At 61.9% G+C, this 13,691-nt stretch carries 15 protein-coding genes; 8 read left to right on the forward strand and 7 right to left on the reverse strand.

Annotated features, from left to right (window positions below; all coding sequences use genetic code 11):
• The 3 genes from DBR12_RS22555 to bioB form a co-directional block, all read left to right on the forward strand.
• Positions 1–552, forward strand: a 552-nt coding sequence (locus DBR12_RS22555; RefSeq protein WP_304529308.1) for a biotin/lipoyl-containing protein, incomplete at its 5' end; no start/stop codon positions are given.
• Between the two features lie 119 nt (positions 553–671).
• Positions 672–1,142, forward strand: coding sequence for a VOC family protein (locus tag DBR12_RS05890; RefSeq protein WP_108616404.1), 471 nt, complete (start codon positions 672–674; stop codon positions 1,140–1,142).
• A 437-nt stretch (positions 1,143–1,579) separates the two neighbouring features.
• A complete protein-coding gene (bioB, locus tag DBR12_RS05895; protein ID WP_108616405.1) occupies positions 1,580–2,647 on the forward strand; it encodes a biotin synthase BioB in 1,068 nt (355 codons plus the stop codon).
• 237 nt (positions 2,648–2,884) lie between these two features.
• Here the strand turns inward: bioB and DBR12_RS05900 are convergent, their stop codons facing one another.
• The 6 genes from DBR12_RS05900 to DBR12_RS05925 form a co-directional block, all read right to left on the reverse strand.
• Positions 2,885–4,054, reverse strand: coding sequence for a two-component system response regulator (locus tag DBR12_RS05900; RefSeq protein WP_108616406.1), 1,170 nt, complete (start codon positions 4,052–4,054; stop codon positions 2,885–2,887).
• Positions 4,047–7,106 (reverse strand): response regulator, encoded by a 3,060-nt coding sequence (locus DBR12_RS05905; protein WP_108616407.1) that lies wholly within the window; start codon positions 7,104–7,106, stop codon positions 4,047–4,049. The genes DBR12_RS05900 and DBR12_RS05905 overlap by 8 nt, the downstream gene beginning before the upstream one ends.
• A gap of 35 nt (positions 7,107–7,141) precedes the next feature.
• Positions 7,142–7,627 carry a molybdopterin-dependent oxidoreductase gene (locus DBR12_RS05910; protein WP_108616408.1) on the reverse strand — a complete coding sequence of 162 codons (486 nt, stop codon included), beginning with the start codon at positions 7,625–7,627 and terminating at the stop codon, positions 7,142–7,144.
• A gap of 320 nt (positions 7,628–7,947) precedes the next feature.
• On the reverse strand, positions 7,948–8,301 hold the full coding sequence (locus DBR12_RS05915) for a carboxymuconolactone decarboxylase family protein (protein ID WP_108616409.1): 354 nt from the start codon (positions 8,299–8,301) through the stop codon (positions 7,948–7,950).
• A 50-nt stretch (positions 8,302–8,351) separates the two neighbouring features.
• Entirely contained in the window at positions 8,352–8,543 is a 192-nt protein-coding gene (locus DBR12_RS05920) for a DUF2892 domain-containing protein (protein ID WP_108616410.1), read from the reverse strand.
• A gap of 35 nt (positions 8,544–8,578) precedes the next feature.
• Complete coding sequence (locus DBR12_RS05925) at positions 8,579–9,439, reverse strand: MBL fold metallo-hydrolase (RefSeq protein ID WP_108616411.1); 861 nt, start codon at positions 9,437–9,439, stop codon at positions 8,579–8,581.
• 101 nt (positions 9,440–9,540) lie between these two features.
• On the opposite strand from DBR12_RS05925, the gene DBR12_RS05930 reads away from it, so the two are divergent.
• The 5 genes from DBR12_RS05930 to DBR12_RS05950 are packed head-to-tail and all read left to right on the forward strand — an operon-like array spanning position 9,541 to position 12,933.
• Positions 9,541–9,888, forward strand: coding sequence for a helix-turn-helix transcriptional regulator (locus tag DBR12_RS05930; protein ID WP_108616412.1), 348 nt, complete (start codon positions 9,541–9,543; stop codon positions 9,886–9,888).
• A complete protein-coding gene (locus DBR12_RS05935; RefSeq protein WP_108616413.1) occupies positions 9,882–10,313 on the forward strand; it encodes a YeeE/YedE family protein in 432 nt (143 codons plus the stop codon). Before DBR12_RS05930 ends, DBR12_RS05935 begins: the two co-directional genes overlap by 7 nt.
• Before the next feature lie 26 nt (positions 10,314–10,339).
• Positions 10,340–10,804 (forward strand): YeeE/YedE family protein, encoded by a 465-nt coding sequence (locus DBR12_RS05940; protein ID WP_108616414.1) that lies wholly within the window; start codon positions 10,340–10,342, stop codon positions 10,802–10,804.
• A gap of 1 nt (position 10,805) precedes the next feature.
• Positions 10,806–11,150 carry a TIGR01244 family sulfur transferase gene (locus tag DBR12_RS05945; RefSeq protein WP_108616415.1) on the forward strand — a complete coding sequence of 115 codons (345 nt, stop codon included), beginning with the start codon at positions 10,806–10,808 and terminating at the stop codon, positions 11,148–11,150.
• Between the two features lie 37 nt (positions 11,151–11,187).
• Entirely contained in the window at positions 11,188–12,933 is a 1,746-nt protein-coding gene (locus DBR12_RS05950) for a SulP family inorganic anion transporter (protein ID WP_108616416.1), read from the forward strand.
• A gap of 32 nt (positions 12,934–12,965) precedes the next feature.
• On the opposite strand, the gene DBR12_RS05955 is transcribed toward DBR12_RS05950, so the two are convergent.
• Positions 12,966–13,433 carry a hypothetical protein gene (locus DBR12_RS05955; protein WP_146185473.1) on the reverse strand — a complete coding sequence of 156 codons (468 nt, stop codon included), beginning with the start codon at positions 13,431–13,433 and terminating at the stop codon, positions 12,966–12,968.
• Between the last annotated feature and the right edge of the window lie 258 nt (positions 13,434–13,691).

Here is a 13,691-nt window from a genome sequence, read left to right on the forward strand (position 1 = left end):
AAGGTGGGCGAGCAGTTTGTGGTGGTCACACTGGGCGCCGCAGGGCAGAACCAGCACCACGAGGTGACGGTGTCCGACTTTGAAGACAAATCGGGCTCTAGCGCTGTACTGGTGGGCGGTACCAGCTATCAGATCAGTAGCAATGCCACGCTGGGCCAGATTCGCGTGCAGGGCGTTTGCAACGGCCAGGACTTCACCGCCCAGGTAGAGCGCGGCGTGGGCAAGAACCCGCTGGCGCTGCGCATTGCGCACAACGGCACACAGATCGACGCGCTGGTGCTGTCGCCGCTGGGCGCCAAGCTGCACAAGCTCATGCCCTTCAAGGCGCCGCCAGACTTGTCCAAGTTCCTGCTCTCGCCCATGCCCGGTTTGCTGGTCGATGTGGCGGTGCAGCCGGGCCAGAAGGTGCAGGCCGGTGAAAAGCTGGCAGTGATCGAGGCCATGAAGATGGAAAACATCCTCTTTGCCGCGCAGGACGGCGTGGTGGGCAAGATCACGGCAGGCAAGGGCGAGTCGCTGGCGGTGGACCAGATCATTCTGGAGTTTCAGTGATCGGTCCTGCGGACATGTCACCGATGTATCCGGAGGGGCCTTGTGCCCCTTTTTTTGAGTTTTTTTGCCCCTTTCCGCGCATCCAGTAAGCGCTGATAGCTATCAAATCAGGAGTGAATATGACCAAGCCACAACGCCCGTTCAAGGTCCTGGGCATTCAGCAGGTTGCCATCGGCGGCACCGACAAGCAGCGCATGAAAACCCTGTGGGTGGACATGCTGGGCCTCACGCAGACCGGCACCTTCCAGAGCGAGCGCGAAAACGTCGATGAAGACATCCTGGCCATGGGGCAGGGCGCCTTCAAGGTGGAGGTGGACATCATGCAGCCGCTCGACATCGACAAGAAACCCGCCGTGCATACCACGCCGCTCAACCACATCGGTCTGTGGATCGACGACCTGCCCATGGCGGTGGAATGGCTCACGGCCCAGGGCGTGCGTTTTGCGCCAGGCGGCATTCGCAAGGGGGCGGCAGGTTACGACATCACCTTTTTGCACCCCAAAAGCAATGACGAGTTTCCGATTGCCGGTGAGGGGGTGCTGATCGAGCTGGTGCAGGCACCAGCCGATGTGATCGCGGCGCTGGGCTGAGGTTTTGCCGGGTTGCGGGCCGCCAACGCTGTCCCCAGCCTGTCGCAACGTCGCCCATCTTCCAGCGGGTGCGGCGGCTGTTGCGCAGCAGATGGCAGCAGATAAGCCCATGTTGCCGCTGTCGGGGCAAGGCCTGTTTTGCGCTGATGCCAAACGGCTCACAAATGCCCCGAAAACGCTGGCTTCTGTGCTCAAAAGATACGGCAATTGCCCGCTGTTGCACACACCTTTTTCTTGGCACTTTTTGTGACCCTACAGTGCGTGTTTGTGCCGTTTTCTCCTCCAGAATCCGCCCCAACCGCTGCGCACCTGCCGCAAACCCCATCCACGGGGTTGTGCGCGCCGAAGCAACGATGACCGAGTAAGCAACCTCAGGCCCCGTGGTGGCAACCCGCCGCCGCCGGGCCGACGCATTGATTGTTGAAGGAACCCACCGAATGTCCGCCACCCTGGCTCCCACCCCTGCCGTGCAGTCCGCACCGTCGCCTGTACAACCGGTTCAGTTGCACCGCCGCACCCCAGCCCCCGTGGCCCAAGGCCCCTGGTCTATCGAGGCCATTCAGGCGCTGCTCGACAAGCCGTTGATGGATTTGCTGTTTGAAGCCCAGACCGTGCACCGCCAGCACTGGCCTGCGGGTGACATCGAGCTGGCCACGCTGCTGTCGGTGAAAACCGGCGGCTGCCCCGAAAACTGTGGCTATTGCCCGCAGGCCGCCGAGTTCGACACCGGCGTGAAGGCCGAAAAGCTGATGGAGGTGGATGAGGTGGTGCGCGCCGCCCAGGCCGCCAAGGACGCGGGCGCCACCCGTTTTTGTATGGGCGCCGCCTGGCGCGCACCCAAGGACCGCGACATTGAGAAAGTCAGCGCCCTGATCGGCGCCGTCAAGGGCCTGGGCCTGCAGACCTGCGCCACGCTGGGCATGCTCGAATCGCACCAGGCGCAGGCGCTGAAGGATGCGGGTCTGGACTATTACAACCACAACCTCGACACCGCGCCCGAGTACTACACCGATGTGGTCAGCACCCGCGCCTACCAGGACCGGCTGGATACGCTGCAGAACGTACGCAGCGCAGGCATCAGCGTGTGCTGCGGCGGCATTGTGGGCATGGGCGAGGCGCCGGTGCACCGCGCTGGCCTGATTGCGCAGCTGGCCAACCTGCAGCCCTATCCCGAGTCGGTGCCCATCAACAGCCTGGTGCGGGTGCCCGGCACGCCGCTGGCCGACAGCGAGCCCATCGACCCGTTTGACTTTGTGCGCGTGATTGCCGTGGCCCGCATCACCATGCCCAAGGCCCGCGTGCGCCTGTCGGCCGGGCGCCAGCAAATGGGCGAAGCGGTGCAGGCGCTGTGCTTCATGGCCGGGGCCAATTCCATCTTTTACGGCGACAAGCTGCTGGTGACGGGCAACCCCGATGTGGATGCTGACGTGCAGTTGCTGGCCAAGCTGGGGCTGAACGGCCATCGCACTACCGCGACCGAGGCAGACCACGCCCATCACGCCTGAGATACGGCGGGCCAAATCGGGATGGTGCCTCCGAGCGCCAACGAGAGGCCGTGGGAGGAGGGCGTGTTAGTGTTCGGCGCATGTGATCTGCTGCGCGCGCTGGCCGTCCTTGGGCTGCAGCTTGCAGGCGAAACCGATCGCTTCGAGTGGCTTGCGAGGGCCTGACGCATGGCGCCGGCGCTTTTGGCCAGCAAGACGGTGGTTTGCGAAGCTTGCGCAGGGCGTTTTCGGGCGTGTTCAGAGTTCGATGCGCTCGGCGGGCATGTCGCTGGCCAAGCGTTCAATCTGCTCCAGCATGGCCGGTTCGCCATCGGCAAAACGCTGGGCTATGCGGCGGAACTCTTCCGACAGCACTAGGAAAGCGTCCACCATGTCGGGGTCGAAATGGCTACCCCTACCGTCGCGGATGATCTCCACAGCCTGTTCGTGGGGAAAGGCAGCCTTGTACACGCGCTCGGAGATGAGTGCGTCGTACACATCGGCAACCGCCATGAGGCGCGCTGACAGAGGTATGTTGTTGCCCATCAGCCCTTCTGGGTAGCCAGAGCCGTCCCACTTTTCCTGGTGGCTGTATGTGATTTCCTTGGCGTATCGGAAGAAGGGGTTGTCCTGCGAGGTGTCGCTCTCAGCGGCCACTATGGCGTCGCGGCCCAGCGTGGTGTGGGTCTTCATGATCTCGAACTCTTCGGGCGTGAGCTTGCCGGGTTTGAGCAGGATGCGATCCGGGATGCCCACCTTGCCTATGTCGTGCAGCGGGGCGGACTTGAAGATTGTCTCGATGTTGGTGTCGGTCAATTCCTCCCTGAAGCGCGGGTGGTTTTGCAGGTGGCGAGCCAGCGCTTCCACATAGTGCTGTGTGCGCCGGATGTGATTGCCGGTTTCGTTGTCGCGCGTTTCCGCCAGCGAAGCCATGGCACGAATGGTGGCGTCCTGCAGTTCAGCCAGTGCCTGGGTGCGGCTGGCAACTTCTTCCTCGAGCAGATGGTTGTGGTGGGAAAGGAAGTCTCGGGCGCGTTTGAGCTGCAGGTGGTTGCGCACCCTGGCCATGACGATGGAGGGGTTGATAGGCTTGGTGATGTAGTCCACCGCCCCGAGCTCCAGACCGATGCTTTCGTCGTCCGCAGCGCTCATTGCCGTGAGGAAGATCACCGGGATGTCTTCGGTTTCGGGGTTGAACTGCAGGCGGCGCAGCACCTCGTAGCCGTCCATGTCCGGCATCATGATGTCCAGCAGGATCAGATCGGGTTTACTCTCGCCCGCCACGATCTGCAGCGCTCGCTCACCGCTGGGTGCGAGCTTGACCTTGTAATCCGTGCGCAGCAGGTCACTCATCAGCGAGAGGTTGTCGGGGGTGTCATCCACCACCAGCACTGTGCATTTACTGCTCAACTCTGTCGGGCTATTCATGAACGGGGTCCTCCTTGTTGTGTGGTTCTCGGGGTATGCGGGTGGCGCGCAGGGCGGCCAGCGCATCCACAAAGTCGTAACTGTCCAGCGCTCGCTTCATGGCGGTGTAGGCTGGGCCTAGCAAGGCTTTCAGTGCAGGTGTTGACGCCTTGAACAGCTCAATGGCGTCAGAGTCATCATCTGCCAGCAGGGCGTCGAGCTGAGCGAGCAACTGCTGCGCGGAGGTCGCGTCGATGGGCGGCGTGTCGGCTGCACCCTCGGTCTTGGCCGCTCCGCCTTCGTCTTCGGGGGGCAGGGCCGCGCGCAGCGCGGCCACCAGGGCGTCGCAGGCGGCATCCACTGGGTTCAGCAATGTGTCGATGGTGGTCGCTGGCGCATTCCGGCCAACGGCATCTTCCACGGCCGCTGCCAGTTTTGCCAGGGGGGCTGCACCGATGGTGCTCGCCGTTCCCTTGAGTGTGTGCATGGCGCGCTGCGCCTCGTCGTGCTGCCCAGCCGCCAGCGCGGCGCGCGTGGTCTGTACGGCACCCGACTGCCCCGCCACAAACTTGCGCAGCAGGCCCTCGTAGGCCGGTCGTTTGTCGAGCACGCGACGCAGGCCGGCGGCCATGTCCAAGCCCTCGATGCTACGCAACGGGTCATGGGCCTCAGCGACTTCAGGAGGCTGTGCGGCTGATATTGCTGTCTCACCAGGGGGGGCAGATGCTGGAGCACGCGGCGCAATCCATTGCAGCAGGCTTGCAAACAGTTCGTCGGGGTCGATGGGCTTGGCCAGGTGGCCGTTCATGCCCGCAGCGAGGCACAGGTCACGGTCGCGGCTCATGGCGTTGGCGGTCATGGCCAGCACCGGCAGCTGGGCCCAGGCGGGGTTTTGGCGCAGCAGGCGCGTGGCGGTGAGGCCGTCCATCACCGGCATCTGCATGTCCATGAGCACGATGTCGTAGGCCTTGCGCGCAAGCATGTCGAGCGCGATCTGGCCGTTATCGGCCACATCTACCACCAGCCCGGCGCCCGCGAGCAGCTCGGCACCCACCTGCTGGTTCAGGTCGTTGTCGTCCACGAGCAGCACCCGGGCGCCATGGATGGTGGCCAGGTTGGGTGTGCTGCGCGGGCCACGACCCCTGTGCGATTCCGCCGCGAGGGCGTGGCCGCCCAGGGCGCGAATGGCGGTGTCAAACAGTTGCGAGGGGCTGACGGGCTTGGTCAGCATAAGACCGATGCCGGCACTTTCCAGCTCCTTCTGTACATCGTCGCGGCCAGCGGCTGTGACGATGACCGAATGGGGCGGATGGGGCAGAAGCGCCAGTGCGCGGTGGGTGGCAAAGCCGTCCATCCCGGGCATCTTCCAATCTAGAAAGGCAATCTCGCAGGGGCGCCCGGCTGCATCTGCGGCACCTGCTTTTGCCACCGCCTCTTCGCCAGAACTGGCCGTGGTGACTGCAAAACTCATGCTCCCCAGCAATCCACTCAGGATCTGGCGCGCCTGCTCGCTGTCGTCCACCACCAGCACATGCCGCCCACGCAAGTCGGGTTCGGGCAGCAGGGGACGTTGGGGGGTCGTGCCCAGACCCAGCCGGGCCGTGAACCAGAAGGTGCTGCCCTTGCCCGGCGCGCTTTGCACACCCACCTCGCCGCCCATCAGGTCAGCGAGTTTCTTGGATATGGCCAGGCCCAGGCCTGTGCCGCCGTATTTGCGCGTGGTGGAGGTATCTGCCTGCTCAAACGAGCGAAACAGACGCGATTGCTGTTCTTCGGTGAGGCCGATGCCTGTGTCCTGCACCTCAAACCGCATGAGGATGTCTTCGACATCGCGAGAGGTTTCACTGACCCGCACGATGATTTCGCCCGCGTCAGTGAACTTGACCGCGTTGTTGGCGTAATTGACCAAGATCTGCCCAAGACGCAAAGGGTCGCCGCGCAGGTTGTCGGGCAGGGCCGGATCCACATCGAACAGAAGCTCCAGGCCCTTGCTGGCCGATTTGCCGCTGATCAGATTGGCCACGTTGTCCAGCACGCCGCGCAGCTCGAAATCCACGACCTCCACTTCGAGCTTTCCTGCCTCGATTTTGCTGAAATCGAGGATGTCGTTGATCAGGCCCAGCAGGTGCTGGCCCGAGCGCTGGATTTTTTCCACGTAGTCACGCTGGCGGGGCGAGAGGTCGGTGCCCAGCGCCAAGTGGCTCATGCCGATCACGGCGTTCATGGGCGTGCGGATTTCGTGGCTCATGTTGGCCAGAAAGTCCGACTTCATCTGTGATGCATCTTCGGCCTTGGCCCGGGCGATCTCCAACTCCTCCTCATGCTCGCGCAGCGCGACATTGAGCTGCTGGAGCTCCGCCGTGCGCTGCGCTACACGGGCCTCGAGTGCCTCTTCGTTGCGCTTCAAGGCCTCTACCAGCTCGGCCTGCGCAGCCATGGCCAGGGATTTGGCCTTTTCACGCTTAAGGAACTGCCGAGCCATGGCAAAGGCAAGCAGAAAGGTGAGCACCGCCTGGAATCCGGTGAGCCCGGTGGTCAGCAAGGTCTGGTGCTTGACTTCGGCATTGCGCGAGTCGCCCAGCAGGGCCGATACACGCGAGGCATTCAGTGACAGTTCCTGAACGGTGTCGCGCAAGGTGTCCAACTCTGCGCGCAGCAGCCGCATGTGCTGCTGGCTGGAGGCGGGGTCCACACTGGCTCCAAAGTGGCTATCGCCAGCCGCCACAAACCCCTGCAAGGCGGCCAGGGCCTGGGCGTAGATGGGCTCCTCCAGCATCAGGGTGCGAGCAGTGCCGCTTTCCAGTGCGCTGAAGCGACTCAGAAACAGGTCGTAGCGCAGCTCCAGCCGGTCCATTGGCATGCTTTTGGGGTCCAGTTCGAACTGGTGCAGCGCATGGTCGAGTTTTTCGTACTCGACGTTAAGTTGCAGAAAAGACCACAACGCATTCACATCGCCGCGCCGCATGACGGCTTCAACGCTTCTGTATTGGTGATACTGCACGGCCGCAATGGCCACATAGGCTAGGACCAGGCCTGCAATGATGAGTCGCAGGATGTGTTTGCTGCGCAGCATGCGTGGGCGTGTGCGGGGCCGGACCGGGCTGCAGGCTACCTGATGCGAAGGGCGTTGAGTTGCCACGCCGCACGGTTGTAGTACAGCTCGCTGCGCAGTTCTGCCTTCGTGTCAAAGGGATAGACAATGAACAGCGGTCCCTTTTCACGAACGGGCATGGGCCGGTTGTTCATCAACCGGGCCACGATCACGTCGTGGCGCGTGGCGTCGTCCAGCGGGATTTCGGTCTTGTAGTCATTCAAGGCCACGGCCGTGATCTTGCTGCCCTTGGCGCCCACAGCGGCGAGCACATCGCGCAGCAAAGGGCCGGTGAAGGTAACTGCATTGGGGTACCAGGGGGTTTGGGTGGAGAAGCTGTGTTGGCGCAGCTTTTCCAGCATCTTCATGTCGAACTGCGCCTGCTGGCCCTGGTTGGTATGGGTGATGGCGCCCTCGATGGTCAGCACCACCGGGCCTGTGGCTTTGTCCAGGGCTTGTGCGGCTGTGGCAAACAACGTTGATGCGCTCAAGACAACAAGCATGTGCCAGACTGCATCCCGGCGTGTGTTTGAAAGACGTGCATGCATGACGACCCCCCATTTTTTGCAACAGTCTCATGGATAGATGCGCAAAATGTAAACCGATTTATAACAGCCGGTAGCCGTTTCGGTGTGGCCGGTGTGTCGCACGCGTAGTACGCCAAAGTGCGGTGCGAGCCCGCACAAAGATCGCCCATGAGCTGGTTGCCGCACGGTACTGTAAGACGCTTTGTAGTGCCAGATTTATTTGCCCGTTGGCAGGGCTTGGTGCATCTTCTGCTGTCCGGCAGGTCGAGGGCGCAGCCTCCTTGTCGGCCGGGAAGTCAGGTGTTGCCGGCGGCCAAGGTATCCCAGGCTTTCAGTGCCTCGGCGGTGTACATCAGCGCGGGGCCTCCGCCCATGTAGACGCACACGGCCAGCATTTCCTCCAATTCGGAGCGGGTTGCGCCCAGCTTTTGCAGAGCCCTGACATGGAAACCAATGCAGCCTGAGCAGCGCTGGGTGACGCCGATGGCAAGGGCGATCAACTCTTTGTGTTTGCTGGTCAGCGAGCCCTCGGCCATGGAGGCCTGCGCCAGCTGTGTGAATCCTCGCATGGTATCGGGCTGGGTCTTGCGGAAGGTGGCCAGGCTTTCGTTGATGCCCTGGATGAGGCCAGCGTGGTCAAAAGTGCTCATTCCATGTTCCTTGTAGTGCGTGCATGCAGCTGTCCGCGCGTGGGCTCGGGCTACTTTTTCATGGTGCAGGTGTTGATGCCCAGCAGCGTGTATGCGGGGCAAAACCGGAACAGGCCTGTGGCCAAGGGCACGGCACCCAGCCAGCCCCACCACCCAACGGTGCCTGTGGCAGCAAGAGCAATCAGTACGAGGCCTGCGGCGATGCGCAGCACACGGTCAAGGGTTCCAACGTTGGAGTTCATGGTGCTTCCTTTAGTGGGGGACGGTGGGAGCTGGGTCACAGCGCGTTGATCGGAATCTTGAGATAGGCCACGCCGTTGTCCTCAATCGGTGGCATGGCGCCAGCGCGGATGTTGACCTGCACCGATGGCAGGATCAGAGTGGGCATTTCCAGCGTGGCATCACGTCGGGTACGCAGGGCTACAAAAGCGTCTTCGCTCACGCCGTCGTGGACGTGGATGTTGTGGGCGCGTTGATTGGAGACGGTGGTCTGCCAAGCGGCGGCCCGCCCGGCGGGCGGGTAGTCGTGGCACATGTAGAGCCGTGTATCGGGTGGCAAGCTCAGCAGCTTGCGCACCGACTGGTAAAGCTGGTGCGCGTCGCCGCCCGGGAAGTCGCAGCGCGCCGTGCCGATGTCAGGCATGAACAGGGTATCGCCCACAAATACGGCATCGCCCACCTGGTAGGCCATGCAGGCAGGTGTGTGGCCGGGTACAGCAATCGTCTTGGCCTCCAGCTTTCCAATGCGAAATACCTCGTTGTCTTGCAGCAGGTGATCGAACTGGCGGCCATCCGTGCGGAACTCCGGTTCCAGATGGAACACTGCCTTGAATACGTCCTGCACCTGGGTAATGGCGGCGCCAATGGCAATGCGCCCCCCCAGCTTGTTGCGCAAGTAGTGTGCTGCAGACAGGTGATCGGCATGTGCATGGGTCTCCAGGATCCACTCCACGGTCAGTCCATGGGCCTGCACGAATTCGATCAAGCGTTCAGCGGATTGTGTGCGGGTGCGACCTGACTTTGGGTCGTAGTCCAGAACCGAGTCCACCAGGGCGCAGTGGCCGCCGGGCTGGTCATAGACGACATAGCTCACTGTCCAGGTGGCGTCATCAAAGAAGGCCTGTATCTGTGGGTTCATCGCTGCTTTCCTCGGTTTCATTTTCGACATCAATAGTTTATTGACTTATAAAATGTTAGTCAATAGAATATGAAATACAAAATTAAAAGGAGTGCACGTCCATGCTCACCGAGATACCGATCGAACTGGAAACCTTGCGTCGTTCCGCAGACAGCGCTTGTCGCCTCATGAAGGTGCTCTCCAACCCCGACCGACTGCTGCTGCTGTGCCAGCTCAGCCAGGGTGAGAAGAGGGTGGGGGAGTTGGAGGAGCTGGTTGGTATTTCCCAGCCCACCTTGTCTCAACAACTGGGTGTGCTGCGAGAAGAAGGCTTGGTAAACACCCGTCGGGAGGGCAAGAACATCTACTACCAGATCGCCAGCCCACAGGCGCTGGCGGTCATGAATGTGTTGTTTGAACAGTTCTGTGGGCCTGCACAAGGCGCCGCTAAGGAGGATCAAGTATGTTGATCGATTGGACCCATTTCGCTCCATGGAGCGCTTTGGCCGGGGGCGTTTTGCTCGGCCTGGCGTCAGCGCTGTTTGTGCTGCTCAATGGCCGAATTCTTGGCATCAGCGGTATCGTGGGCGGCTTGCTGCGGCCCCGAACAGGGGACTCGGGCTGGCGCCTGGCCTTTGTGCTGGGCATGCTGTTCGCCCCCGGCGTGTACTGGCTGTTTGCTGGTGCTACAGCACCGCGCATTGATGCCAGTTGGGGCGCAGTGGTTGCTGCAGGCCTGCTGGTGGGCGTGGGCACACGCTATGGATCAGGTTGCACCAGCGGTCACGGCGTATGTGGACTCTCTCGCTTGTCTCCCCGCTCCCTCGTTGCCACCCTGGCCTTCATGGGCGCGGGTTTCTTCACGGTATTTCTTGTCCGGCATGTGCTGGGCTGATTTCTCAATACCCCTGGAGCATGGATATGAAAAAAACCTTGGTTAAAAGCCGACTCTCTGAGTTTGTGGTGGGCCTGGTGTTTGGCTTGGGCCTCATCGTGTCGGGCATGACCGACCCCGGCAAGGTGTTGGGCTTTCTGGATCTCGCAGGCCTGTGGGACCCTTCGCTGGCTTTTGTGATGGGTGGTGCCATTGCAGTCGGCCTGTTCGCGTTTGCTCTGGCCAAGAAGCGCACGACCAGCTTTTTGGGGGGCGCCATGCAACTTCCCACCTCCCGCGATATTGATCGCCGCCTGGTGGTAGGCAGCTTGGTGTTTGGTGTCGGCTGGGGCCTCGCGGGCTTCTGCCCCGGTCCAGCCATTGTTTCGGCTGGGGCTGGGCAGCCCAAGGCCATCGTGTTTGTACTGGCCATGCTGGTGGGCATGTGGCTGTTTGAAGTGGCTGAAGGCCGCTTGCGTAGCACTGCCATCAACCAAGCCGGGACACATTGACATGGCCATGCAGATCATCGCTTTGACACCGGACTTTGCTGTGTCGCCCCAATTGCTGGCTGACGACTTCGCATTCGCGTCTACCCAGGGATTCAAAACGCTTATCAACAACCGACCGGACGGGGAGGGGGGAGACGCCCAGCCCATCAGCCGGGCGTTGGAAGAGGCCGCTCATGCCGCCGGTTTGCACTACGTGTATCTGCCAGTGGTGAGCGGTGCGATCACCACGGAGCAGGTGCAGGCTTTGCAAAAAGTTTTGGCCTTCGCACCAAGGCCCATGCTGGCCTTTTGCCGATCGGGCGCGCGGTCCGCCCAGCTGTTTGGCTTGACCCAGCAATTGGGCTAAGCGCCTGAACACCTCGGAAGAAACCGAAGGCCATCGCATGCAATCCTTACCCAACTGGATGCGAAACTATCAGCGGTCCTGGCTCTCGGGTGATTTGGTGGCGGGTGTCATCGTCACGGTGATGCTCATCCCACAAAGCCTGGCCTACGCGTTGTTGGCGGGGCTTCCCCCCGAGGTTGGTCTATACGCCAGCATCCTTCCCATCCTGGCCTATGCGCTGCTGGGCTCGAGCATGACACTGGCGGTGGGTCCCGTGGCGGTGGCTTCGCTCATGACGGCCAGCGCGTTGCAGCCGCTTGCGGCGGTGGGTTCGGCGGAGTATGTGGGGCTGGCTGCGCTCCTGTCTCTTTTGTCAGGCGGGATGTTGCTGCTTTTTGGCCTGCTGAGGCTGGGGTTTCTTGCGCACTTCCTGAGCCATCCAGTCATCAGTGGTTTTATCTCCGGCTCGGCGGTCTTGATTGCGGTGGGCCAGTTCAAGCACCTGATGGGTGTCAACGCAGGGGGCGGCAATGTGCTGGACATGTTGCTGCACTTGGAGCGCGCGGCGACTCATACCAACAGCGCGACTTTGGGCATTGGTGTCGGAAGCGTGTTGTTTTTGCTGCTGGCGCGCAAGTTTTTGGCGCCTTGGCTGGTGCGTGCCGGGGTCGATGGCAAGTTGGCAGATCTGGCTTCCAAGCTCGCCCCCATGCTGGCAGTGCTAGTCACCACGGCGCTGGTGGCAGTGCTACGCTGGGACGAATACGCAGGCGTCAGCATTGTGGGGGCAGTGCCGCAAGGGTTGCCCATGCTGGCTTTTCCTCCGATTGCAGCGTCGGCCATTGGGCAGCTGTGGCTGCCTGCGCTGCTCATCTCTCTGGTGGGGTTTATTGAAAGTGTGTCGGTGGCGCAATCGCTGGCGCTCAAGCGCCAGCAGCGCATACAGCCTAACCGCGAGTTGCTGGGCCTGGGCGCTGCCAATGTCGCCAGCGCCTTGTCGGGTGGTTTCCCCGTCACCGGCGGTTTTGCGCGCTCGGTGGTCAACTTCTCGGCCGGGGCCAACACACCCCTGGCGGGCGTGGTGTCTGCCGTGCTCATGGCAGTGGTCATTGCAGCGCTCACCGGCCTGTTTTACTACCTACCCCATGCAGTCCTCGCGGCCACCATCATTGTGGCGGTGGTGTCGCTGATCGATGTTCAGACCCTGCGCGACGCCTGGCACTATGACAAGGCCGATGCATGGTCACTGCTGGCCACTGCGGGCGGTGTGATCGTCTGGGGTGTGGAAGTGGGCATCCTGATGGGGGTAGGCCTGTCGCTGGGTACCTTGGTATGGCGAAGCAGCCACCCGCACATCGCCGTGGTGGGGCGTGTGCCCGGCACCGAGCATTTCCGCAACATCGCGCGCCACCCTGTGGCTACCGAGCCTGACCTGATTGCGGTGCGTGTGGATGAAAGCCTGTACTTTGCGAACTCGGAGGTTCTGCAGGACACCGTAGAAAGCCTGGTCGCCGCCCAGCCCCGCACCCGCCACGTACTCCTGGTGTGCTCCGCCATCAACCAGATCGATGCCACTGCGCTGGGGGTACTCACAGATCTGGAGAGCAGTCTCGCGCGGCGCGGCATTGAACTATTGCTTTCGGAGGTCAAAGGCCCCGTGCTGGACCGCCTGCAGAAAACAAGCCTGGGCCAAAACTTGCGGGGACGGGTGTTCTTGAGCACACACCAAGCCTTTGAGTCCGTGCGCCAAAACACTCCCGCCCCGATGATTGGCAGCGAAAAGCAGGTAGCCCCGTTGATTTAATCAGGGCTGCCTGTAGTACGCGCATGCTGCCTTCAGCGCTTGCCAGCGTGGTAGCGCAGGGTGTCCAGCGCTAGGGCAAAGCCTGGCTCGGCAGTCTTGGCGTCTTCATCCGCCACCTGCGTCATGATGATTGCTGTGGTCCCATCTAGAGCGGCCTTGAAGAAGCGCGCTTCATGCGGCAGATTCTGGCCCAGCATGCTGACCACAAAGCGCTGCGAAACCCCTTTGTTCTCTTTGCCCGCCACCTGGAGGAAGATGGGTGAGGCCGTCACCGGGCCCATTCTGGCCTGCTGCGCGGTGTTGGCGCGGGCGGCGTCCGCGCGGTTGCGCGCAGCAGTAGCAGCAAACTTTTCAATGTCTTGGCTCGAAAAAAACGGGCTGAACATCAACGTCACGACCGCTTCGTTCGGGCCCTCCAGATCAATGCTGCGCATACGGGTGTCGTCTTGCGCAACCACGTCTTCCGTCACTTTCCAGCCCACCGGGTGTTCAAAACTCACGCCGTCCTTGCTGTAACCCTGTGGTTGTGCTGCGTGGACAGGAGCCGAGCCCATACCCAGCAATAGCGCCAGGACGGTCTGAAAAAAAACCAGGTGGAAAGCCCCAGATCGGCGGAGCAGGTGAAAGGGATGCATGGGCGAGAGTGTGGGGGGAGTTGGAAATTTTCGCATGGGCACCAAAGACGGATGCTGGCGCATAGCTGTCCGACATGAGTTTCCCTGTCCATCCACAAAGGAGCAACTAATAAAAACAATCAC

The sequence above is a fragment of the Acidovorax sp. HMWF029 genome (genome assembly GCF_003060895.1).
In the GTDB taxonomy this organism is placed as follows: domain Bacteria; phylum Pseudomonadota; class Gammaproteobacteria; order Burkholderiales; family Burkholderiaceae_C; genus Acidovorax.

What these genes read in the sequence shown, in the direction of transcription:
- DBR12_RS05890 (WP_108616404.1), top strand. Translation starts at nt 672, where the DNA reads ATGACCAAGCCACAACGCCCGTTCAAGGTCCTGGGCATTCAGCAGGTT.
- bioB (WP_108616405.1), top strand. Translation starts at nt 1,580, where the DNA reads ATGTCCGCCACCCTGGCTCCCACCCCTGCCGTGCAGTCCGCACCGTCG.
- DBR12_RS05900 (WP_108616406.1), bottom strand. Translation starts at nt 4,054, where the DNA reads ATGAATAGCCCGACAGAGTTGAGCAGTAAATGCACAGTGCTGGTGGTG.
- DBR12_RS05905 (WP_108616407.1), bottom strand. Translation starts at nt 7,106, where the DNA reads ATGCTGCGCAGCAAACACATCCTGCGACTCATCATTGCAGGCCTGGTC.
- DBR12_RS05910 (WP_108616408.1), bottom strand. Translation starts at nt 7,627, where the DNA reads ATGCTTGTTGTCTTGAGCGCATCAACGTTGTTTGCCACAGCCGCACAA.
- DBR12_RS05915 (WP_108616409.1), bottom strand. Translation starts at nt 8,301, where the DNA reads ATGAGCACTTTTGACCACGCTGGCCTCATCCAGGGCATCAACGAAAGC.
- DBR12_RS05920 (WP_108616410.1), bottom strand. Translation starts at nt 8,543, where the DNA reads ATGAACTCCAACGTTGGAACCCTTGACCGTGTGCTGCGCATCGCCGCA.
- DBR12_RS05925 (WP_108616411.1), bottom strand. Translation starts at nt 9,439, where the DNA reads ATGAACCCACAGATACAGGCCTTCTTTGATGACGCCACCTGGACAGTG.
- DBR12_RS05930 (WP_108616412.1), top strand. Translation starts at nt 9,541, where the DNA reads ATGCTCACCGAGATACCGATCGAACTGGAAACCTTGCGTCGTTCCGCA.
- DBR12_RS05935 (WP_108616413.1), top strand. Translation starts at nt 9,882, where the DNA reads ATGTTGATCGATTGGACCCATTTCGCTCCATGGAGCGCTTTGGCCGGG.
- DBR12_RS05940 (WP_108616414.1), top strand. Translation starts at nt 10,340, where the DNA reads ATGAAAAAAACCTTGGTTAAAAGCCGACTCTCTGAGTTTGTGGTGGGC.
- DBR12_RS05945 (WP_108616415.1), top strand. Translation starts at nt 10,806, where the DNA reads ATGGCCATGCAGATCATCGCTTTGACACCGGACTTTGCTGTGTCGCCC.
- DBR12_RS05950 (WP_108616416.1), top strand. Translation starts at nt 11,188, where the DNA reads ATGCAATCCTTACCCAACTGGATGCGAAACTATCAGCGGTCCTGGCTC.